The sequence below is a fragment of the Serratia sp. A07 genome (assembly GCF_058725505.1).
Genome location: NZ_JBZXDO010000009.1, coordinates 97394 through 117484 on the forward strand (window position 1 = coordinate 97394; position 20091 = coordinate 117484).

The 20091-nt window shown below is 63.4% G+C and carries 20 protein-coding genes; 7 read left to right on the top strand and 13 right to left on the bottom strand.

What is annotated here, in order from left to right:
• Window positions 1-22: 22 nt before the first annotated feature.
• Both pdxB and AC4PR2_RS12040 read right to left on the bottom strand, forming a co-directional pair.
• Window positions 23-1144, bottom strand: a complete 1122-nt coding sequence (gene pdxB / locus AC4PR2_RS12035) for a 4-phosphoerythronate dehydrogenase PdxB (protein WP_443014438.1) — start codon at window positions 1142-1144, stop codon at window positions 23-25.
• 53 nt (window positions 1145-1197) lie between these two features.
• Window positions 1198-1971 carry an AraC family transcriptional regulator gene (locus tag AC4PR2_RS12040; protein ID WP_038876456.1) on the bottom strand — a complete coding sequence of 258 codons (774 nt, stop codon included), beginning with the start codon at window positions 1969-1971 and terminating at the stop codon, window positions 1198-1200.
• Between the two features lie 117 nt (window positions 1972-2088).
• Here AC4PR2_RS12040 and AC4PR2_RS12045 point away from each other — a divergent pair, with 117 nt between their 5' ends.
• Window positions 2089-3009 (top strand): DMT family transporter, encoded by a 921-nt coding sequence (locus AC4PR2_RS12045; RefSeq protein ID WP_055311859.1) that lies wholly within the window; start codon window positions 2089-2091, stop codon window positions 3007-3009.
• Here the strand turns inward: AC4PR2_RS12045 and AC4PR2_RS12050 are convergent.
• From AC4PR2_RS12050 to AC4PR2_RS12060, 3 genes are all read right to left on the bottom strand, one after another.
• The gene (locus tag AC4PR2_RS12050) at window positions 3006-4424 is read right to left on the bottom strand and encodes a sensor histidine kinase (RefSeq protein ID WP_342168943.1); all 1419 of its coding nucleotides are present in this window, start codon (window positions 4422-4424) and stop codon (window positions 3006-3008) included. The genes AC4PR2_RS12045 and AC4PR2_RS12050 overlap by 4 nt on opposite strands.
• The gene (gene tctD, locus AC4PR2_RS12055) at window positions 4411-5085 is read right to left on the bottom strand and encodes a transcriptional regulator TctD (RefSeq protein ID WP_038876462.1); all 675 of its coding nucleotides are present in this window, start codon (window positions 5083-5085) and stop codon (window positions 4411-4413) included. Before tctD ends, AC4PR2_RS12050 begins: the two co-directional genes overlap by 14 nt.
• 167 nt (window positions 5086-5252) lie before the next feature.
• Window positions 5253-5582: a hypothetical protein gene (locus AC4PR2_RS12060; protein WP_049200156.1), complete on the bottom strand. Its 330-nt coding sequence runs from the start codon at window positions 5580-5582 to the stop codon at window positions 5253-5255.
• Between the two features lie 276 nt (window positions 5583-5858).
• On the opposite strand from AC4PR2_RS12060, the gene AC4PR2_RS12065 reads away from it, so the two are divergent.
• From AC4PR2_RS12065 to AC4PR2_RS12075, 3 genes are read left to right on the top strand one after another with little or no spacing between them, the layout of a single operon-like run.
• Window positions 5859-6842 (top strand): Bug family tripartite tricarboxylate transporter substrate binding protein, encoded by a 984-nt coding sequence (locus AC4PR2_RS12065; RefSeq protein ID WP_084827344.1) that lies wholly within the window; start codon window positions 5859-5861, stop codon window positions 6840-6842.
• A gap of 15 nt (window positions 6843-6857) precedes the next feature.
• The gene (locus tag AC4PR2_RS12070; protein ID WP_019453755.1) at window positions 6858-7289 is read left to right on the top strand and encodes a tripartite tricarboxylate transporter TctB family protein; all 432 of its coding nucleotides are present in this window, start codon (window positions 6858-6860) and stop codon (window positions 7287-7289) included.
• Between the two features lie 11 nt (window positions 7290-7300).
• On the top strand, window positions 7301-8818 hold the full coding sequence (locus AC4PR2_RS12075) for a tripartite tricarboxylate transporter permease (RefSeq protein WP_016926872.1): 1518 nt from the start codon (window positions 7301-7303) through the stop codon (window positions 8816-8818).
• Between the two features lie 34 nt (window positions 8819-8852).
• Here AC4PR2_RS12075 and AC4PR2_RS12080 read toward each other — a convergent pair whose 3' ends face one another.
• Together AC4PR2_RS12080 and AC4PR2_RS12085 are read right to left on the bottom strand one after the other, a co-directional pair.
• Window positions 8853-9482: a CatB-related O-acetyltransferase gene (locus AC4PR2_RS12080; protein WP_084827343.1), complete on the bottom strand. Its 630-nt coding sequence runs from the start codon at window positions 9480-9482 to the stop codon at window positions 8853-8855.
• 155 nt (window positions 9483-9637) lie between these two features.
• A complete protein-coding gene (locus AC4PR2_RS12085) occupies window positions 9638-10633 on the bottom strand; it encodes a DMT family transporter (RefSeq protein ID WP_049200152.1) in 996 nt (331 codons plus the stop codon).
• Between the two features lie 172 nt (window positions 10634-10805).
• Here AC4PR2_RS12085 and pdxR (AC4PR2_RS12090) point away from each other — a divergent pair, with 172 nt between their 5' ends.
• A complete protein-coding gene (gene pdxR / locus AC4PR2_RS12090) occupies window positions 10806-12272 on the top strand; it encodes a MocR-like pyridoxine biosynthesis transcription factor PdxR (RefSeq protein WP_060439342.1) in 1467 nt (488 codons plus the stop codon).
• On the opposite strand, the gene AC4PR2_RS12095 is transcribed toward pdxR (AC4PR2_RS12090), so the two are convergent.
• From AC4PR2_RS12095 to AC4PR2_RS12110, 4 genes are read right to left on the bottom strand one after another with little or no spacing between them, the layout of a single operon-like run.
• On the bottom strand, window positions 12269-12769 hold the full coding sequence (locus tag AC4PR2_RS12095) for a protein disulfide oxidoreductase (protein WP_084827340.1): 501 nt from the start codon (window positions 12767-12769) through the stop codon (window positions 12269-12271). The genes pdxR (AC4PR2_RS12090) and AC4PR2_RS12095 overlap by 4 nt on opposite strands.
• Window positions 12762-13478, bottom strand: coding sequence for a DsbA family protein (locus tag AC4PR2_RS12100; RefSeq protein WP_197803807.1), 717 nt, complete (start codon window positions 13476-13478; stop codon window positions 12762-12764). Before AC4PR2_RS12100 ends, AC4PR2_RS12095 begins: the two co-directional genes overlap by 8 nt.
• Window positions 13475-15511 (bottom strand): protein-disulfide reductase DsbD family protein, encoded by a 2037-nt coding sequence (locus AC4PR2_RS12105; protein ID WP_337046883.1) that lies wholly within the window; start codon window positions 15509-15511, stop codon window positions 13475-13477. Before AC4PR2_RS12105 ends, AC4PR2_RS12100 begins: the two co-directional genes overlap by 4 nt.
• Window positions 15512-15560: 49 nt before the next feature.
• Window positions 15561-15923, bottom strand: a complete 363-nt coding sequence (locus tag AC4PR2_RS12110; RefSeq protein WP_060439335.1) for a hypothetical protein — start codon at window positions 15921-15923, stop codon at window positions 15561-15563.
• A 205-nt stretch (window positions 15924-16128) separates the two neighbouring features.
• On the opposite strand from AC4PR2_RS12110, the gene flk reads away from it, so the two are divergent.
• A complete protein-coding gene (flk, locus tag AC4PR2_RS12115; RefSeq protein WP_084827337.1) occupies window positions 16129-17157 on the top strand; it encodes a flagella biosynthesis regulator Flk in 1029 nt (342 codons plus the stop codon).
• 4 nt (window positions 17158-17161) lie between these two features.
• Here flk and AC4PR2_RS12120 read toward each other — a convergent pair whose 3' ends face one another.
• Window positions 17162-17617: a rhodanese-like domain-containing protein gene (locus tag AC4PR2_RS12120; protein WP_197803804.1), complete on the bottom strand. Its 456-nt coding sequence runs from the start codon at window positions 17615-17617 to the stop codon at window positions 17162-17164.
• Window positions 17618-17710: 93 nt separating this feature from the next.
• Here AC4PR2_RS12120 and pdxR (AC4PR2_RS12125) point away from each other — a divergent pair, with 93 nt between their 5' ends.
• Entirely contained in the window at window positions 17711-19144 is a 1434-nt protein-coding gene (gene pdxR / locus AC4PR2_RS12125; RefSeq protein ID WP_337046882.1) for a MocR-like pyridoxine biosynthesis transcription factor PdxR, read from the top strand.
• 27 nt (window positions 19145-19171) lie between these two features.
• Here pdxR (AC4PR2_RS12125) and AC4PR2_RS12130 read toward each other — a convergent pair whose 3' ends face one another.
• Window positions 19172-20068, bottom strand: coding sequence for an endonuclease/exonuclease/phosphatase family protein (locus AC4PR2_RS12130; RefSeq protein ID WP_142110291.1), 897 nt, complete (start codon window positions 20066-20068; stop codon window positions 19172-19174).
• Window positions 20069-20091 lie beyond the last annotated feature (23 nt).

The window sequence follows — 20091 nt, forward strand, 5'->3', positions numbered from 1 at the left end:
TGGCTTAAGACAACCTTACGCGCTATGCCACGCTGAAGCCCAGCTTGCTGAGCAGCTCGGCGCTGGCGCTGTCATCGCATTGCACGGCCAGCGACGACCACTCGCGGCGTTCCTGATAGTGCTTGCGCAGGCGATCGAATTCGCCCGGTTGCCCGGCGACTTTGCGCAGCGGCGCATCATCGCGGCGCACATCATACACCAAGTGCATCAATCGTTTTAAACGCGCTTCATCCAGCGGCCCGTTGAGGCGGATCTGGCTGAACTCCGGCACCGGCAGCAGCGAGGCCAGCGCCACCTGCTGCGGCTGCCCCAGATGGCGGCTGAACGCTTCGAACACCTGAGTGGTGCCGCGCGCCTTGCCTTCCAGCGTATACCCGGCGATGTGCGCAGTGCCGATATCCACCCGCGCCAGCAGCGGCAAGGAGAGATCCGGCTCCGGTTCCCACACGTCCAGCACCGTGCTCAGCTTTTTGCCCTTTTCCAGCGCCTGCAACAACGCGGCGTTATCCACCACCGGCCCGCGGCAGGCGTTGATCAGAATGCGGTTGTCCGGCAGCGCCGCCAACAGATCGGCGTCCGCCAGATGCAGCGAATGGTATGGGCCGGATTTATTCAGCGGCGTATGGAAGGTCAGCACGTCGGCCTCGGCCACCAGCTTCTCCAGCGGCCAAAACTCCCCGGCGTCGCCGCGATCGGCACGCGGCGGATCGCACAGCAGCGTGCGCACGCCCAGCGCTTTGAGGCGCGCGTCCAGGCGGGAACCGACGTTGCCCACGCCGATGATGCCGACGGTTTTATCCCGCAGATGGAAGCCATCGCGTTCGGCCAGCAGCATCAAGGCAGAGAACACATACTCGACCACCGCAATGGCGTTGCAGCCCGGTGCGGCGGAAAAGCCGATGCCCTGCCGTTGCAGCCAGGCGTCATCGACGTGATCGGTGCCGGCGGTGGCGGTACCGACAAAGCCGATGCGGCTGCCGGCCAGCAACGCTTCATTGACCTTGGTGACCGAACGCACCATCAGCGCATCGGCATCCGCCAGCGCCTCACGCGGGATCGGGCGGCCCGGCACGGCCTGCACGTCGCCCAGGCGGCTGAACAGCTCGGCCGCGTACGGCATATTTTCATCAACCAGAATTTTCACTGCGTTCTCCGACGGTTTACGGCTATTTGTCTGCGAAATAGTGTGCCACTGAATCAGGCACGGCGAAAGCGCTCAGGGGTGGTGCCGGCGATCTGCTGGAACATGACGATAAACGCCGACGCGGAGCTGTAGCCGACGTCCAGCGCCACGTCCTGCACGGTCTTGCCCTGCTCGAGCAGCGACACGGCATGCAGGAAACGCAGGCGCTGGCGCCATTCGCTGAACGACATGCCCAGATCCTGCTGGCAGCGGCGCGACAGCGTGCGCTCGGTGGTGTAGACCCGAGCCGCCCACGCCGCCAGCGAGGTGTTGTCCGCCGGGCAGTGCTCCAGCGCTTCCAGCACCGGCGCCAAAAATTTGTCGTCCGACGACGGCAGATAGGTTTGCTGGCGCGGCGACAGGCGCAGCTGGTCGATCAGCACCTGGCACAGGCGCAAATCCTCTTCCGTTTGCGGAATGTACTGCTTGCGCGCATAGAAATCCTCGGCGATGGCGCGGAATATCGGCGTCACGCTCACCAGGCAAGGGTCGGCCGGCATGCCGGCACACAGCGCCGGCGTAATGTCCACCATGCGGCACTGCGCCAGCCGCTGGTTATAGCAGGAGTGTTCGATGCCGGCCGGCGCCCACAGCACGAACTCCGGCGGCGCCAGAAAGCGCTGCCCGCCGATGCGCAGCACCATCACCCCGGCTTTGACCCACATCAACTGGCCCCAGGTGTGGCTGTGCGGCTGGAATTCGGTGCGCGCGTTGAACTCCTCGCAGCGGAACTGCACCGGCTTCGGCGCCGGGATCAGCGACTCGGGGAAATGGCGGATTTCTGGCATGGTTTCGTCCCGTGATTTGTCTTGTTTACGCCGATTTTTGTCTGGATATCGCTATATATGATAAACCGGACACGCGTAGACTAGCCAGCATGTTGGACGTTATTGAGAATAATTATCATGAATATGCTCTTCCCGCTGTTGGCCGTGCTGATTTGGTCGATTAACGCCGTCGTCAGCAAACTCTCCGCCACCGCCATCGATCCGGCGGCCATCTCGCTCTACCGCTGGCTGCTGGCGCTGATTGCCCTGACGCCGTTCGTGCTGCCGGGCGTGCTGCGCAACTGGGCGCAGGTGCGCGCCAACTGGTGGAAATTGATGATCCTCGGTTTGCTGGGCATGGTGCTGTACCAAAGCCTGGCGTATTACGCCGCGCACAGCGTCAGCGCGCTGTTTATGGGCATCATCGTATCGCTGATCCCACTGCTGACCATCCTGATCAGCATCGTACTGCTGCGCATTGCGCCAACCGTCGGCGTGCTGCTCGGCAGCATACTCTCCTTCTGCGGTCTGATCTGGCTGGTCAGCGGCGGTCAGCCCGGCGTGCTGCTGCAGCACGGTATCGGCAAGGGGGAATTGATGATGCTGCTCGCCACCGCCTCTTACGCGCTGTATGGCGTGTTGACCAAACGCTGGGCCATCGCGCTGCCGAACTGGCAATCGCTGTACGTGCAGATCCTGTTCGGCGTGCTGTTGCTGCTGCCTAATTTCCTGATGGCGCAGGATGTCGGCTTGAACGGCCATAACCTGCCGCTGGTGCTGTTCGCCGGCATTCCGGCTTCGATCATCGCCCCGTTCCTGTGGATCCAGGGCGTGATGCGCCTGGGCGCTAATACCGCCTCGATCTTTATGAACCTGGCGCCGGTGTTTACCGCCGCTATCGCCGTGCTGTTCCTGCATGAGCAGCTGCACGGTTACCACCTGATCGGCGGCGGCATCACCCTGCTGGGCGTTATTCTGTCGCAGCGGCTGCGCACGCCGCTGACGCGTAAAGCCAAAGCCCCGGCGGCCGACGTCGAATCCTGCAAAGAACAGGCCTAAGGCAGCAGCCTGAAACGCACCCGCACCAACAGGCCGCCTAGCGCGGCGGAGCTCAGCAGCTCCGGGCGGGTGCCGTGATACGCGGTGATGTCTTTCACCAACGCCAGTCCCAATCCGGCGCCCGGCTGATCGCCCACGTTGTCCAGCCGGTGAAACGGCTGCAGCGCCAGCGCCTTGTCCTGCAAGGCGATGCCGGGGCCGCTGTCTTCAATCTCCAGCACGCCTTCCCCTGCCGCCTGATCCTGAGTGAGGCGCGCGGTCACCACGCCCTGACGCGGCGTGTATTTCAGCGCGTTGTCCAGCAGGTTGGCGCACAGTTCGGCCAACAGCAGCGCTTCCCCCGCCACCTGGCACGCCGCCTCGCCTTCAAACCCGAGATCGATCTGTTTACTGCGCGCCTGCGGCAAGCGGGAAAAACAGGCGTCGCGCAACACCTGCGCCAGATTGACCGGCTGCAGCTGGCGCTCGGCCCGGTGCTCGCTGGCCTTCAGGCGTGAGAGATGCAGCAGGCGGTCGGTCAGCGACACGGTATTATCCAGCGTCGCGCTCATCGCCTGCAGGCTTTCGCGCCACTGCTGCGGCCGGTCGCTGGCCAGCGCCACCCCAACCTGAGTCTTCAACACTGCCAGCGGCGTGCGCAGTTGGTGCGAAGCATCGGCGCTGAAACGCTCCTGGCGCGCCACCATCAGCCGCAGCCGTTCGATATAGCGATTGAACGCCACCAGCAGCGGCTGCATCTCCGACCACGGCAATACCCGCGGCAGGGGCGTCAGCTCGCCCGGATCGCGCCGCAGCATGATGCCGGAGAGCTTGCGCATCGGCTTCAACACCCGCTTGAGCAGCGCGAACGCCAGAATCAGGGTCAACACCACCACCGTGCCCTGGCTCAACAGCGCCGCGATCATCATCTGTCGCGCCAGGTAACGGCGCGATTCCAGGGTTTCCGCCACCAGAATGGTCGCCATGCCGCTCACGCCCGACTCGTTGATCGGTTGAAACAGCGCCGCCACGCGGATCGCCCGGCCGAGGTATTCCGCATCGTAAAAATGCACCAGCGCCGGGTAGAGCGTGGAACGCGGGATATGGGGCGGCAAAGGCGGCAAATCGTCATAGCCCGAAATGCTTTTCCCCTGCGGCGATATCACCTCGTAATAGAGCTGATCGTTCATGTTGCGCTCGAAGCTGTCGAGCACCACATAGGGCACATCGACCGCCAGCTTGCCGTCGCGCACCACTAGCCGCTCCGCCACGGTGCGCGCCGACGCCAGCAGCGTGCGATCGTAAGCCAGGGTGGCGGCGCTCATGGCGCTGAAATAGTGGGTGTAGATCGAGATGCCGCCCAACGCCACCAGCGGCAGGCCAAAAAACAGCAGCAGTTGATAAAACAACGAACGCGGCGCGTTAAACCACCGCATTGCACCGCTCCAGGCTATAACCCAGACCGCGCAGCGTGATGATTGCCACGTCGCTGCCCTGCAGCTTTTTCCGCAAACGGTGTACGTAAAGCTCGATGCTCTCCGGATTGGCCTCGTCGGACAGCGTAAACACCTGCTCAAACAGCTGCTGCTTGGCCACCGGGCGGCCGCGGCGGTGCATCAACGCGGTCAACACCGCCAGTTCGCGCGGCGTCAGCGCCAGCGGCTTGCCTTCCAGCAGGAAATAGCCTTCGTCGTGATAGGTCAACGCGCCGTATTGCAACGCCGGCTGCGCGGCGCCGACGCTGCGGCGCAGCAGCGCCCGAATGCGCGCTTCCAGCTCGTCCAGTTCGAACGGCTTGGTGAGGTAATCGTCTGCACCCAGATTCAGGCCCTTCACCCGATCGGCCACGTCGGTGCGCGCCGTCAGCAGCAACACCGGCAGATCCTGCCCGCGCTTGCGCAGGCGCGCCAGCAAATCCAGGCCGTTCAAACGCGGCAGCGCCACATCCAACACCGCCAGCGCATAGCGTTCGTTGAGCAACAGATGATCGGCCGCCACGCCGTCCGGGGCGACGTCGACGGCAAAGCCGGCGCCGGTCAGCGCCTTTTGCAACCAGTGAGACAGCTCGGGGTGATCTTCAACCAATAACAGTCGCATGTTTCCATTCCATTGATTTACCTGAACAACCTGACGCCGATAGCGTGCTTGTTAACAGGTCGATAACAGAGAATGGCATGGAAAATAAGGGGATAAAAGAGCGCCGCGCCGCCAGTTTTGGGAGCTGGCACACAATTATGCGTATGGAGCGCGATCGCAGGCCGGTATCAGATCAGCGGAATGGGGCTGTCGGCAACGGCAATGTCCAGCACCGGGCGCAGCTTGTCGGCGGTAAACGGTGAAGAAACCAGCACGGAGCGATTGTTGGCGGCAAACACCAGATCGATGCCGGTCACGCAGGCGGTCATCTGGCAGGCATACTTTTCACCGTCGGCATTGACGAAATGCAGCTCAAATACGCCAATATCGGCACGCAGCCGCTTTAAACGACACTGCCCGGTTTCACCGGTCATCTCTGCATAGACCTCCGGCAGCCGTTTAATCGCGCACACTTTGGCGCTGTCCCTGCCACCAAACAATTTCCCTAACGAAAACATATTACTGCGTCTCTATTCATTTCATTGCTCATGATTCTATCGCAAAAGCAGAACCGCAAACCTGATATTACGCAGGATTTTGGCCGGTTTTGCCCCCTGTTCTTCTCTTCCTTTCTATGGTAGCGCACCCGCTCTCCGCTCGCGACAAGCGACCCCAATCACAGACTGGAAACTTTTCCGGCCGCTGAAAGGTAAATGAAAGGTTGTTGTTTTAACAATCCTGCAACCGCACCCGGCGGGATTTCACAACCAGAACAATACCGAGGGCAAGTCACAATGAAAAAAATAATGACCCGTACCTTTACCGCCGCCGCCCTGCTGCTGCTGGCGGCCAATCAGGCCTTTGCCGTGGAAGCGCCCAAACGCACCGAATGCATCGCGCCGGCCAAGCCCGGCGGCGGCTTCGATCTGACCTGCAAGCTGATTCAGGTGTCGCTGCAGGACACCAAGGCCATCGATAAGCCGATGCGCGTCACCTATATGCCCGGCGGCGTCGGCGCAGTGGCCTATAACGCCATCGTCGCGCAGCGCCCGGCGGAGTTCGGCACCGTGGTGGCCTTCTCCGGCGGCTCGCTGCTCAATCTGGCCCAGGGCAAGTTCGGCCGCTATAACGTGGACGACGTGAAATGGCTGGCGGCGGTCGGTACCGACTACGGCATGATCGCGGTGCGCGCCGACTCGCCTTACAAAACCCTGAAAGACCTGATGGACGCCTTCCAAAAAGATCCCAACAGCGTGGTGTTCGGCGCCGGCGCCTCCATCGGTAGCCAGGACTGGATGAAAACCGCGCTGCTGGCGCGCGAAGTCGGCGTGGATCCGCGCAAGATGCGCTATGTGGCATTCGAAGGCGGCGGCGAGCCGGTAACCGCGCTGCTCGGCAACCATATCCAGGCGGTCTCCGGTGACCTGAGCGAGATGGTGCCTTATCTGCAGGGCGACAAGATCCGCGTGCTGGCGGTGTATGCCGAGCAACGTCTGCCGGGCCAGTTGGCCGACATTCCCACCGCCAAAGAGCAGGGATACAGCCTGGTGTGGCCGATCATTCGCGGCTTCTACGTCGGGCCGAAAGTCAGCGATGAAGAGTATCAGTGGTGGATCGACACCTTCCAGAAAATGATGGCGACCGACGAATTCAAGCAACAGCGCGATCTGCGCGGCCTGTTCGAATTCAACATGACCGGCAAAGAGCTGGACGCCTACGTGAAGAATCAGGTTGCCCAATACCGTGAGCAGGCAAAAGTGTTCGGCCTGGCCAAATAACCGCAGGGGAAAACCATGAGCGATCGTATTTTTGCCGGCTTCTGGCTGCTGCTGTGTATCGGCGGGCTGTTCATCGGCTGGGGCATCCAAAGCGAATACAGCTATGAACCGCTGGGGCCGCGCCCGTTTCCGCTGGCGATCCTCAGCCTGATGGCGCTGTGCGCGGCCCTGCTGTTGCTGCGCCGCCCGCAGGCGGTGGAGTGGCCGCACAACAAGGTGCTGCAGCGGCTGCTGGTGCTGGTGATCACCCTGGTGCTGTATGCCTGGGGCTTTGAATGGCTGGGCTTCCCGCTGGCGACCGCGCTGCTGACATTCAGCATCGGCCTGCTGTTTCAAGCCAGCCTGCCGGCGGCGGCCATTTCCGGCGTCGTCATGGGTGCAGCGCTGTATTACGCCTTTGACCAACTTCTCGATGTCACACTGCCGCTCGGCGCCTGGCTGAGCTAACGGGAGCGATGATGGATACCTGGATGTATTTGACCCAAGGGTTCGAAGTGGCGCTGGTGCCGCAGAACCTGATTATCGCCCTGATCGGCTGCTTCGTCGGCACCATCGTCGGCCTGCTGCCGGGCCTCGGGCCGATCAACGGCGTGGCGATCCTGCTGCCGCTGGCGTTTGCCCTCAAGCTGCCGGCCGAATCGGCGCTGATCCTGCTGGCGACGGTGTATATCGGCTGCGAGTACGGCGGGCGCATCTCGTCGATACTGCTTAACGTACCGGGCGACGCGGCGGCGATCATGACCGCGCTGGACGGCTACCCGATGGCGCAGCAGGGGCGCGCCGGCGTGGCGCTGTCCATCTCGGCGGTCAGCTCGTTCGTCGGATCGATGATCGCCATCGGCGGCATCATCCTGTTCGCGCCGCTGCTGGCCCGCTGGTCACTGGCCTTCGGCCCGGCGGAGTATTTCGCTCTGATGGTGTTCGCCATCGCCTGCCTCGGCAGCATGATGAGCCAAAACCCGCTGAAATCGCTGCTGGCGGCGCTGATCGGCCTGGGGCTGGCGACGGTGGGCGTCGACGCCAACACCGGCGTTTACCGCTTTACCTTTGACAGCGTGCACCTCTCCGACGGCGTGCAGTTTATCGTGGTGGTGATCGGCCTGTTCTCGGTCAGCGAAATCCTGCTGATGCTGGAAAGCACCAGCGCCGGGCAAAAGCTGGTGCGTAAAACCGGCCGGTTGCTGTTCAACCGCAAAGAGGCGGCGCAGTGCGCAGGCCCTACCCTGCGCTCGTCGGTGATCGGCTTCTTCGTCGGCATTCTGCCAGGCGCCGGCGCCACTATCGCCAGTGCGCTGACCTACATGACCGAGAAGAAAATCAGCGGCAACAGCGACACCTTCGGCAAGGGCGACATCCGCGGCGTAGCGGCGCCGGAAGCGGCCAACAACGCCTCGGCCTGCGGTTCGTTCATTCCGATGCTGACGCTGGGGGTGCCGGGTTCCGGCACCACGGCGGTGATGATGGGTGCGCTGACGCTGTACAATATCACCCCCGGCCCGGCAATGTTCACCGAACAACCGGACATCGTCTGGGGACTGATCGCCGCGCTGCTGATCGCCAACGTCATTTTGCTGATCATGAACCTGCCGCTGGTCGGCCTGTTCACCCGCATGCTGACCATCCCGCTGTGGTTCCTGGTGCCGGCGATCGCCGCGGTGTCGGCGGTGGGGGTTTATGCGGTGCACAGCACCACTTTCGACCTGCTGCTGATGGTCGGGTTGGGCGTGTTCGGCTACATCCTGCGCAAAATGCACTTCCCGATGTCGCCGCTGATTCTGGGCTTCGTACTGGGTGAGATGCTGGAGCAGAATCTGCGTCGCGCGCTGTCGATCAGCAACGGCGAGTTCGGCATTCTGTGGAGCAGCAGCATCGCGCAAACGCTGCTGGTGCTGGCGGTTGCGGTACTGGCGCTGCCGCCGCTGCTGCGCCTGATGCGCAAACGCCGCCAACCGGCGGCCGAGGCCAAAGCCGAGTAACGCGAAACGGGCGGGGATCCCCCGCCCGTTGTGTTTAACGGCGTAGGGCCGCAATTCCCCTTTCCAACGCCTCGATATCGTCATCGGCGAGCAGGGGCTGAATCACCGCAAAGTCCGCCTCGGACAAGTCATAGAGGCGCAAGGCAAGCAACCGCGCGATGACCTCCGGCGCGAACCGCCAACGGATAAACCGCGCGGGATTACCGCCGACGATGGCATAAGGCTCAACATCGCCGACCACCACGCTGCCGGCGGCGACGATCGCCCCTTCGCCTATCGATACCCCTGGCATCAACATCGCCCGCATGCCAATCCAGCAACCGTCCCCCAGCCGGGTGTCGCCTTTGGGGCGGTACGCCCGTTTGATGGTTGCCATAAACGGATACAGGCTCAACCAGTCGATACGATGGGTGTGGTTGCCGCCCATCAGGATCACCGCTTCGGCCGCGATGCACACATAATCGCCGATCAGCAAGCGATCTATGTCACCCAGCGGCTGCCATTGCCGGCTGACCGCGTCGCCGTGCAGATAGCGCACCACCGAGCGCTCGAAGCCGTTATCCCAGCAGTCGCTGTAGTAGCTGTGGGTGCCTTTGATGATGATATTCGGGTTGGTCACCGTCTGATGCAGCAGCTCAGTTTTGGACCAGTGTTTTTCGGACATGGCGTATTCTCTTGTTACGGGAATAAAAGCCACGGAACGGAATGTCTGTGGCCGTGTTGTCGTTCACTCAACACGGCCATTCAAGCGATAAGCGCTCGTTTCAATCTCGGGTTATTCATCTTACGGCCTCTCTTGCGAGGCGTAATGGTAGCCGATCACGCCTCGGCGGTCTTGCTTTTCAGCAGCAGCACCCCGCCCATCACCAGCGCGCTGCCCAGCAGCTGCAGCTGATTCATGCTCTCCCCCAGCAGGAAATAGGCGATCACCGCGGTGAACACCAGTTCCAGCGACAGGATCAGGTTGGCCACCGCCAGCGGCAGCGTTTTCAGGCTGATATTGTACAGCCCGAAGCCCAGCAGCGTCGGCCCGGCGGCCAGCGCCAGCAGCAACAGCCAGCCGCTCCACTGGATGCCCTGTGCGCCGTGCGACAGGAACCACAGAGAGCCGGCCATGCCGTGGAACGCCGCCAGCGGGAACGCCGTCAGCGCCGCGTTGAACACCAGCTGGTACAGCGCCGAAAAACCGAACACGTACAGGATGGTGTTCCACACCGGATAGCCGCGCTCGCTGGCCACCCGCCCGCCGAGGGTATACAGGGTATAACCGATGCCCGACAGCATCCCTACCAGCAGCCCCAGCAGATCGAAGTGGCTGTTCCCCATGCTGTCGCCGTTGCTGACCAGGAAGCAACCGCCCAGGCTGATGGCGATCACCAGCAATTGGCGCAGCGTCAGGCGTTCGCTGTACATCACCCAGCCGAGGAACACGGTAAAGCCCACCGAGCAGTAGGTCAGAATGGTCGCCACCGACGCGCCGTTCAGCGCTACCGACAGCGTCCACAGGCTGTTGAACAGCGCCAGCAGCAGCCCGTAAAGTGCGTAGAACACCACCTGTTCACGGCGCAGGCGCGCCCACTGCGGTTTCACCAGCAACAGCAGCGGCAACAGCACCAGCGCCACCAGCGCCGCGCGCCAGAACGCCAGCACGAAGGTCGGCAGGTGATAGTACTCGGTCAGCGCGCGGATGATAATGGCGGTAAAGGCCAGCAACATGGCGCTGATAATAGCGATGACGTAACCCTGGTGGCTGCCCTGAAAGAGGCGCGCGCCGGGCAGCGCCGGCCGGGCGGAAACGCCTGACGGTAATGACATGAGATCCTCGGAGAAATGGCGACGTAAATGCTCAGGCGGACAGTGTAACGCGGCCATTTTTTCTCACTATAGCCACTTTACGGCGTTGTCATGCAGGCCACTTTTCTGCGCTTGAAGCCCTTTCGACATGGGGTATAGTAAAAATCACTCTCCATAACCGGGCCAATTTCGCATGCATATCCCGTTGGATCGCGAGCAGGACGTTCCGCTCTATTTACAAATCGAAGAAGCGCTGCGGCGCGCCATCCTCACCGGCGTGTTCGTCGATGGTGACAAACTGCCCTCGACGCGCACGCTGGCGGCCGAACTGGCGGTCAGCCGTTTAACGGTGGATAACGCCTACGCCGAACTGGCGGCCAAGGGCTTTTTGCATCAGCGGCGCGGCAGCGGCGCCTATGTCGCGCACCCGCAGGCGCAGGCGCGCCCGGCCCGGCCGAGCAGCGATGCTCCATTCCCGCTGGAGAGCTTCACCACCCTCACCTCGCGGCTGGACGGCTACGCCGACGCCCCGCTGCCGGAGGGGCTGATCAACTTCGCCGCCGGCGTCGGCAGCCCTAAGGTGTTTCCGCTGGAGGCGTTTCGCAAAGTGCTGCTGTCGGTGCTCAGCCGCCATGCGGAAGAGGCCTTCAGCTACGGGGAATACTGCGGCTACTACCCGCTGCGCGATACGCTGAGCCGCATTCTCAGCGCGCAGGGCATCCCCACGCAGGCGGAACAGGTGCTGATCACCAACGGCTCGCAGCACGCCATCAGTCTGGTGGTGCAAAGCCTGCTGGCGCCGGGCGATACGGTGATCGTCGAAGAGCCGACCTACGCCGAAGCGCTGGGCCTGCTGCGCCAGCACCGCATCAATATCGTCACCGTACCGGGCGACCGCCACGGCATGCGGGTGGATTTGTTGCCGGAGTTGTTGGAACGCCACCGCCCCAAACTGATCTACACCATCCCCAATTTCCACAACCCGACCGGCCGCTGCCTGAGCGAGGCGCGGCGGCGACGCCTGCTGACTGTCGCCCAACAGGCCGGCGTGGTGATCCTGGAGGACGACTTCGTCGGCGATCTGCGTTATCAGGGCAAACAGCTGCCGTCGCTGCGCGCGCTGGCGCAGCCGGGCGCGGTGATCTACGTCAGCACCTTCTCCAAAATGCTGCTGCCCAGCATGCGCATCGGCTATCTGGTGGCGGACAGCGAACACTATCAGCGTTTCGCCAGGCTGAAACACGTCGACAGCTTCACCAGTTCCAGCCTGATCCAGCGGGCGCTGGACGCGTTCGTCACCGTCGGCCGTTACGACAAGCAACTGCGGCGCGCCGGGCGCGTCTACCGCCGCCATCTGGAGGTGATGATTGATGCCTTGCAACGGCGGCTGCCGCCGGGGTGCCGCTTCGAAACGCCGCAGGGGGGCTTATTTATCTGGCTGACACTGCCGGCGACGGTGACCACCACCGAACTGATGCCGGTCGCCTGGCGGCACGGCGTAACCTTCGCACGCGGCGAATGCTTTTATGCGCAGGAACAGCTGGGCGCGCACGGCCTGCGGCTGAACTTCGCCGCCAACTCGCCGCCGCAGATTGAAGAAGGTATCGCCCGGCTGTGCCGGGCGATTGAGGAGGTGATAACGGAGAAAAACGCCGGTTAGACGGCGGCCCACCAAAGCCGCAGCTTCATCCCCCAGTAGCTGGTCCAGCCGGTGGTGCTCTGCACCACCTTGCCCTGCGAGACCACCACGAAGGTCGGCGTCACGCCAATCTGCCACTGCGCCGAGAGCGTACCGGCCGGATCGTTGACCACCGGCAGCGCCAGCCGTTTGCGCGCCAGCCAGTGTTTCACCTGGGTATCGTCGCCCGAGCGCAGCGCGACGGTCAGCACGTTGCCGCCCGCCGCCTGCAAACGGGCGACGTCCGGCGTAGTGAAGCGGCAGACGCCACACCAGCTGGCCCAGAAGTAAACCAGCAGCGGCCGCTCATGGCTGAGCTGCGCCAACGACACGCGCTCGCCGTCCAGCATGGTCAGGGTCTGAGCATCGAAGGCCGGCGGCGCCTGCGGCGCGTTCAGCCAATCCATCACCGTCACCACCGCCAGCGCGATCAGCGCCAGCAGCAGCAACTCGCGCCCCCAGCGCTTGAGCTTAGCCATGGTTGGCCTTCGCCAGCTGCTGCTTCACCATCGCTTCCAGCTCTTCATACGACACCGCCCCCGGCAGCATCCGATCGCCGATCAGCGTCGCCGGCGTCCCCTGCACGCCCAGTTGTTCCGCCAGCTCCATATTGGTGCGCAGCGTGGTCATGCTCTGTTCGCTGGGCGCCACCGCCTTGACGCCGGTTTTCTCTTGCGCGGCGGCGATGCTGGCGTTGTCGTGGAAGCCCTTTTTCGCCATCAGCCGCTGGTGCAGGGCCCAGAATTGATCCGGGTGCTGTTGCCAGGTGGTGAGCGCCACGCGCGCCGAACTGACCGAGCTTTCGCCCTTGAACGGCAGCAGCTTCACCACCAGCGCCACGTCCGGGTATTGCTTGACGATCTTCTCCAGCATCGGATCAAAACGCTTGCAGTACGGGCAGTTATAGTCGGTAAAAGTCACCAGCGTCAGTTTGGCGTTGGCGGCGCCGAGGCGCGGGCTGGCCGGATCCTGGTACAACGTTTTGGCGTTCTGCTTGATAGCCTGGCTGATTTGCTGGCCGGCGGTTTGCTGCTGCCAGGCGTCCACCGCCTGCGCCAGAATGTCCGGGTTGGACACCAACGTTTCGCGGATCATCTCTTTGATACGCGCCTCTTGTGCCGGGGTGAAAGGCTCGGCGGCCCACACCGGGGCGACGATGATCATCAGTAAAATCAGTAGCTTTTTCATTGTTCGGTTCCTTTGGCATGGGAAAGCGTTTGCAGCACGGCGTCACGGGTCAACAGCGGGGATAACACCTCGCCGTCCGGGCTGCCGGGGCCATAGATTTGGTTGAAAGGCACGGCGACGCTGCCGCGCTTTTGCAGGAAGGCGCTGATGTCGGCCGACGGGCGGCTCCAGTCGCCGCGCAGCGCAACCACGTCGTCGGCGCTCAGCGCGCGCTGTACGTCATCGCGCAGCAGCACATTGAATTTATTGGCTTTACAGGTCACGCACCAGTCTGCGGTCACGTCGACGAACACCCGCTTATGCTGGGCCAGCGCCTCGGTAATCGCTCGCTCGCTCAGCGGTTGCCACTGCACCCGATCCTGCAACGGCTGGCGCCACAGGCCGGCGGTCAGCGATCCGGCCAGCAAGGCCACGCCCGCCAGCACCAACGTGCCCGCCGCCAGCTTGGCCGCCAACCGTGCGCCCTGCTGACGCCACACCGCCAGCAGCAACGCCAGCAGCGCCAACGCCCCCAGCCACAGCGTGGCTTGCACGCCGATATGATTGCTCAGCAGGCTCAGCAGCCACAGCGACGACGCCAGCATCAGCAACCCCATCGCCAGCTTGACGGTATTCATCCAGCGGCCGGGGCGCGGCAAGCGCAGCGCCAGCGATGGCCAGGCGGCGATCAGCAGCCACGGCAGGCTCATGCCGATGCCGAGCGCGATGAACATGCCCCACAGCACCGGCAGCGACGCCGCCAGCGCGAAGGCCACCGCCGTGCCGAGAAACGGCGCCGAGCACGGCGTCGCCAGCAGCGTGGCAAACGCGCCCTGCCAGAAATGGCCGCTCAGACCGTGCCCATTATGGGTCGCTAGCGACGTATTCAGATCGGACGAGAGGCGCAGATGGAACAGGCCAAACAGGTTGGCGCTGAACAGCAGCGTCACCAGCACCATAAAACCGATAAACCACGGGTTCTGGAACTGAATGCCCCAGCCGAGCGCATGGTTGCCGAGCCGCAGCAGCGTCATCAGCAAGGCCAACGCCATAAACGAGGCGACGATACCCAACGACGACGCCAGGAACTGCAAACGCACGCTGCGCCGATCGCGCCGTTCCACCTGCAGGATGGAGCCGAGCTTGATGCCCAGCACCGGCAGCACGCACGGCATCAGGTTGAGGATCAACCCGCCCGCCAGCGCCATCAATACCGCCTGCCATAGCGGGAACGCCGCACCGGCGGGCGCGGCCAGCGGATCGCCAATCGGCAGCGTAATCTGCTGCGCCATGCCGCCGTCGTCGATCACCAGCGTCAGCGTTTTGCCGCGCAGATCCGGCGCCGCATCGCCCCAGCCATCGCTGACCGGCACTCGCACCAACAGCTGAGCGCCGTCGGTCTCGACCTGCGGCTTGCCGAGATCGGCATCCGCCAGCGTATCGAAGAACAGCGCGGGCTGCTGCCAGCCGGCGGCGCGTTCGGCGGCGATCTGCAGCTCGCCGTTGCGGTAACCGGCCTTGACGCCCTCCGCCACCCCGGCGGCGATCGGCACCTGTCCCATCGCCTGCGCGAAGTCGTGGTTAAACTGCGGATCGTTCGGCGTCGTCAGATCCAGGCTGAACGGGTAGTCGGTCAGAATGCAGACGTTACTGCAGGTGGATAGCGTCAGGGTGCCCGCCAGCGGGCCGGATATCTGGCCTGACATCACGATCGGCAGCGTGACCCGATCGTGATAGCCCTGGGTGGAAATGCCGGCCACCTCGAAACGCTGCGGCGTCGGCCAGTGCCAGGTCGCCGGCGGCGGGTTGCCCTGCCAGACGATAGCCGGCGCGATGCCGCCTTCGCCTGGGGAACGCCAGTAGGTTTTCCAGCCCTTTTGCAGCTCGACCGACAGCAGCAGGCGGGTTTCCCCCGGCTGTGACGTGTCGGCACGCAGCCGCACCTTGGCATGATCGTTGGCCGGGTTTTGCAGCCAGCCGCTGTCCGCCGCCTGCAAGGCAGGCAGCCACAGCATAAACAGGCAAGCGCAGGCCAGCCTGATAATTTTCAACATGTTAATTCTCCATAAATGATTAATTCACCGCGAAAAACGGGCGATTAACTCATTCATGGAAAACGCATAATCGAAGGTGCACCCTGAGGGTGGGCGGTGAAATGGCGCGAGGGGGAGGAATACGCAGGCGCGCGGCAATGGTCGGCGCTAACAGCGCCAGCAGCAGGCCCAGCCCGAACAGAACGGTTTCGAACATCACCGGCGGTGCGGCCAGCAATGACTTGGCGCTCAGTTCACAGGGCGTCGGCTGCGCTTCGGCGGCGGTGTCACTGGACTGAACGGCGGTGGCGGCCGGGATCCCCAGCGTTTGCTGCAGCGCATGCAGGCCCGCCATGCGCTGGGTCATGCACGTCAGCACCACCAGGCAAGCCAGGCATAAAAACCATTTTGCAATCCGCTGCCGTTTAACCATGCCATCCTCATGTTCGGGTCTGGGGTTATCTTAGCGACGCGGGTGCGATTAGCAACGTTTTGTCGGTAAAGAAATGTCTGAGCGGCGGTATTGATGGCGGCGATTTACAGGTATCATAGCGGGTAAGCCTGCGCTTTTCGCCGGGTACGATGATGATTCTCTCCTCCAGGCATTCTGCGGGGATACACAGCGAAGGACTGGTGATATGCAACCTTTGAGTGGGCCGGGCACCCCAATCGCCGGCGAACGCCCTCCCTCCCCGGGCAAAACGGCGGCCACTGACGATCAACCCCTTTCTCCGGCACAGCGCACGACGCTGGAAAAGCTGATCGTGAAAATCATGACGCTCAGCCCGGCAAAATCGGCGGAGATCTGGGCGACTCTGCGCCACGAGCTCGGCGCCGACAACGGCGGTGAACTGCTGGCGCGCCATTTTCAACCGGCGGAACAGCTGCTGCAAACGCGCCTGACGCAGGCGCAGCAAAACCACGCCGGGCGCCAGCTGTTGCAACAGCTGGCCGAATTGCTGCCGCAGGGCAACAACCGCCAGGCGGTCAGCGACTTTATTCGCCAGCAGTTCGGCCACACGGTACTGAGCCAGCTGAGCCCACCACAGCTGCAGCAGGTGCTGAATCTGTTGCAGACCGGCGGCCTGACCATTCCTCAGCCGCAGCAAACCGCCACCAGCGATCGCCCGCTGCTGCCCGCAGAGCATCAGAGCCTGCAGCAGCAGGTCACCAAACTCAGCGCGGCCACCGGCGAAGCGCCGGCTAAAATCTGGCAAACGCTGTTTGATCTGGCGGGCGTGAAAACCAACGATCCGCTCCCTGCGCGCCACTTCCAGCTGTTAAACCAATTCTTGCAAGTGAAGGTGGCTCTCAGCCCGCAGAGCGCGCCGACGCTGAACAATCTGCTGGCGGCACTCAAGCAGCCGGCGGACGAGCAAGAGCTGCAGCAGATGAACGACTACTGCCAGGCGCGCTTCAACTGCGGTGCCAATGCGCCGCTGACGCATCCGCAAATGAGCGACGCCATTCATCAACTGTTTGCCCGCCGCCTGGAAAAAGCCGGCCAGGCCCAGGCTATCGTCAGCCACCCTGTCGATCCGCAGCCGCTGCTCAACCCGCTGATCGCCGCCCTGCCGCTGCCGCTGCAAAAAGCGCTCAGCAAACCCGCCGTCGCGCTGATCCTGCTGCTGTTGGCGCTGGCCGTCGTGCTGGCTCTGGTGTTTTAACGCCTCAGGCGCAGCCGCAGTCCTCAACAGCCGCCCGATCGCGCAACGATCCCGGCTGTTCGCCGATGGCCAACGGATGGCCGTCGCGCAGCCAGAAGTCCAGCCCACCGATCAGCTCCTTCACCCGGAATCCCAGCTTCGCCAGCTGGTAAGCGCCCTTGGTGGAACCGTTGCAGCCGATGCCGTCGCAGTAGGTCACATACACTTTTTCGCGATCCAGCTGCGCCGTGCTGGCTTCATCCATCAGACGATGCGGCAAACTGAGCGCACCGGGAATATGCCCGGCGGCGTACATCGCCTCCGCGCGGGTGTCGATCACCACCATCCCCTCCACGCCATTGCGCAGATCCTCCGCCACGTCCCAGGCATCCGCATAGCGGCTCAGTTTGGCCGCCAGGTAGGCCAGGCTCTCTTCCGGCGCCGCCGGAGGAAAAGCCAGCACTAATGATTCTTTCGACATACCACTCACTCCCGTGTATCAAGACAGATGACAATAGTGCCCCATTTTGGTCTTATGATTGATACCCATTTCCCAACTGTGATAAGACCCATTATGCGGCACTCGCTGGTCACGTTGTTTCAGCAATCGCCCCACACCGCCGGCACGCTGCGCGATCGCCTGTGCGGCGCATTGCGGCAGGCCATCCACCAAGGGGCATTGAGCATTGGGCAACGCCTGCCTTCCAGCCGGGTGCTGGCCAGCGATCTGGGCCTCTCGCGGATGACCGTCGAATCGGCCTACGGTCAGTTGGAGGCGGAGGGATACCTGCAGCGCCGCGTCGGCCAGGGCACCTTTGTGGCGATTATCATCGCCAAATCACCGCCGCCGGCGACCGCTGCCGGCATACCGCGCCTTTCGCAGCGCGGCCAACAGATCGTACAAACCGGCGGCTGCCGCGATCCGCAGCAGCCACGGGCGTTTGCCGCCGGTTCGCCGGATCTGCGCGCGTTTCCGCTGGCCTTGTGGAAGCAACTGACCGCACAGCGCCTGCGGCTACAGGGAGAAAGCCTGCTGCGCTACGGCGACCCTCAGGGCTATTTGCCGCTGCGTGAAGCGATTGCCGCCCACGTCAATCAAACGCGCGGCGTGATCTGCGATGCACGGCAGGTTATCGTGCTGACCAGTTCGCAGCAGGCGCTGCAGCTGATCGCCACGCTGCTGCTGGACAGCGGCGACAGCGTCTGGATGGAAGAACCGGGTTACACCGGGGCAAGAAACGCCTTTATCAGCGCCGGAGCCGCCCTGACGCCGGTCGCGGTGGACGGCGACGGCCTGCGCGCTGACCCCTCCTTGCCCGACCCTCGTTTGATTTATCTGACGCCCTCGCACCAATACCCAACCGGCGCAGCGCTCAGCCTGGCACGCCGGTTGGCGCTGCTGGCGCTGGCGGACAGGCAGCAGGCCTGGATCGTCGAGGACGATTACGACAGCGAGTTTCATTACGACGGCCTGCCGATACCGGCGATGCAGGGCCTGGATCGCCGTGGCCGGGTGCTGTACCTCGGCACCTTCTCCAAATCGCTGTTCCCTTCGCTGCGGTTGGCGTACCTGATCGTCCCGCCCACGCTGGTTGACGCGTTCGTCACCGCGCGCACGGTGTATGACGGCCACAGCGCGCAGCTGATGCAGGCGGTCACCGCCGAATTCATCCGCCAGGGGCACTTTGCCGCGCATATCCGCTATATGCGCCAGCTCTACCGCAGCCGGCGCGATGTGTTGCTGGCGGAAGTTCGCGAAAAACTCGGCCACTTCGCCACGCCCGCTCCCGCCGCCGGCGGCCTGCAGCTCAGCGTCTGGCTGCCGCCCGGCCAGGAGGCGGCGCTCAGCCGACAGGCGCAGCGACTCGGCATCCTCACGCCCCGGCTGACGGCACAATACCAGACGGCTCAGGCGCAGCGCGACGGCTGGCTGCTGGGCTTTTCGGCCCTGACGCCGGGCGAGATCCGCAGCGCCGTCGAGCGGCTGGCGCAGATCGCCGTGGCTTAGCCCGGCCCCAACGGAATGCCGACCGGCTTATTGCTCGGTCAGGCGCATTTCCGCCACCAGCGGCAGGTGGTCGCTCACCGCCGGCCAATGCACGCCGTTCCAGTCGCCGCTGGCGTTCGGTACCGTCAGGCTGTCCAGATGCCAGCGCTGCGCGTTGCCGGTGAAGAGGTAATCCACCTTGATCTCGGCGTTTTCCGCCGGCCAGCTGCGGCCATCCTGCCCGTTAGGCATGATGTCGTTCCAATAGCGGCTCAATTCCAGCCAGGTCACGCTGCCCGGCACATCGTTCATGTCGCCGAACAGCAGCTTGATACCGCGCACTTCTATGGTGCGATCGTTCAGCTCCCGCACCTGATCCAGGCGCATTGTCGGGTCTTCCTTGGTATCGAGGTGGGTGTTGAACAGGGTGATCGGCGCCGGGAACTCCGGCACGTCGACCTTGGCGCTGAAGGCAATGCGCTGTTCGCGCTGGCCGGACGGCAGCGGATAGATCACGGCGTCGTGCAGCGGATACCTGGAGAGAAACGCCAGGCCATATTCACCGCCGTCGAAGTCGATCGCCCGGCCGAACACCGCCTGCATGCCGGTCAGCTTCGCCAGCTCCGCCGCCTGATCGACGCGGCCGCTGCGGGCGGTGAGCTTATCCACCTCTTGCAGCGCCACCACGTCGACGTTCATCGCGCGAATCGCCTTGGCGATGGCGGTCATGTCGCTGACCTTGCCGGCGGCGATATTGAAGCTGGCGACGCGGATCTTCGGCGCCTGTTCCAGTTCGTAGGTTTTGTTTTTCAGGCCGCCCAGCGCGCTGGCCACTTCGCGGCTGTTGGCGTTGCTGTTGGCATGTCCGGTGTCGGCAGAGGACCAGGCGCTGGGAGAGAGGCCAAGGGACAGTATGGTGATAAGCAGAGCGTGACCGGTGTGCATGAATTCTCCTTGAGGAACAGATA

What these genes read in the sequence shown, in the direction of transcription:
- AC4PR2_RS12065 (WP_084827344.1), top strand. Translation starts at nt 5,859, where the DNA reads ATGAAAAAAATAATGACCCGTACCTTTACCGCCGCCGCCCTGCTGCTG.
- AC4PR2_RS12070 (WP_019453755.1), top strand. Translation starts at nt 6,858, where the DNA reads ATGAGCGATCGTATTTTTGCCGGCTTCTGGCTGCTGCTGTGTATCGGC.
- AC4PR2_RS12105 (WP_337046883.1), bottom strand. Translation starts at nt 15,511, where the DNA reads ATGTTGAAAATTATCAGGCTGGCCTGCGCTTGCCTGTTTATGCTGTGG.
- pdxR (WP_337046882.1), top strand. Translation starts at nt 17,711, where the DNA reads ATGCGGCACTCGCTGGTCACGTTGTTTCAGCAATCGCCCCACACCGCC.
- AC4PR2_RS12130 (WP_142110291.1), bottom strand. Translation starts at nt 20,068, where the DNA reads ATGCACACCGGTCACGCTCTGCTTATCACCATACTGTCCCTTGGCCTC.
- AC4PR2_RS12075 (WP_016926872.1), top strand. Translation starts at nt 7,301, where the DNA reads ATGGATACCTGGATGTATTTGACCCAAGGGTTCGAAGTGGCGCTGGTG.
- AC4PR2_RS12110 (WP_060439335.1), bottom strand. Translation starts at nt 15,923, where the DNA reads ATGGTTAAACGGCAGCGGATTGCAAAATGGTTTTTATGCCTGGCTTGC.
- flk (WP_084827337.1), top strand. Translation starts at nt 16,129, where the DNA reads ATGCAACCTTTGAGTGGGCCGGGCACCCCAATCGCCGGCGAACGCCCT.
- AC4PR2_RS12080 (WP_084827343.1), bottom strand. Translation starts at nt 9,482, where the DNA reads ATGTCCGAAAAACACTGGTCCAAAACTGAGCTGCTGCATCAGACGGTG.
- AC4PR2_RS12060 (WP_049200156.1), bottom strand. Translation starts at nt 5,582, where the DNA reads ATGTTTTCGTTAGGGAAATTGTTTGGTGGCAGGGACAGCGCCAAAGTG.
- AC4PR2_RS12045 (WP_055311859.1), top strand. Translation starts at nt 2,089, where the DNA reads ATGAATATGCTCTTCCCGCTGTTGGCCGTGCTGATTTGGTCGATTAAC.
- AC4PR2_RS12095 (WP_084827340.1), bottom strand. Translation starts at nt 12,769, where the DNA reads ATGGCTAAGCTCAAGCGCTGGGGGCGCGAGTTGCTGCTGCTGGCGCTG.
- AC4PR2_RS12085 (WP_049200152.1), bottom strand. Translation starts at nt 10,633, where the DNA reads ATGTCATTACCGTCAGGCGTTTCCGCCCGGCCGGCGCTGCCCGGCGCG.
- AC4PR2_RS12100 (WP_197803807.1), bottom strand. Translation starts at nt 13,478, where the DNA reads ATGAAAAAGCTACTGATTTTACTGATGATCATCGTCGCCCCGGTGTGG.
- AC4PR2_RS12050 (WP_342168943.1), bottom strand. Translation starts at nt 4,424, where the DNA reads ATGCGGTGGTTTAACGCGCCGCGTTCGTTGTTTTATCAACTGCTGCTG.
- AC4PR2_RS12040 (WP_038876456.1), bottom strand. Translation starts at nt 1,971, where the DNA reads ATGCCAGAAATCCGCCATTTCCCCGAGTCGCTGATCCCGGCGCCGAAG.
- AC4PR2_RS12120 (WP_197803804.1), bottom strand. Translation starts at nt 17,617, where the DNA reads ATGTCGAAAGAATCATTAGTGCTGGCTTTTCCTCCGGCGGCGCCGGAA.
- pdxR (WP_060439342.1), top strand. Translation starts at nt 10,806, where the DNA reads ATGCATATCCCGTTGGATCGCGAGCAGGACGTTCCGCTCTATTTACAA.
- tctD (WP_038876462.1), bottom strand. Translation starts at nt 5,085, where the DNA reads ATGCGACTGTTATTGGTTGAAGATCACCCCGAGCTGTCTCACTGGTTG.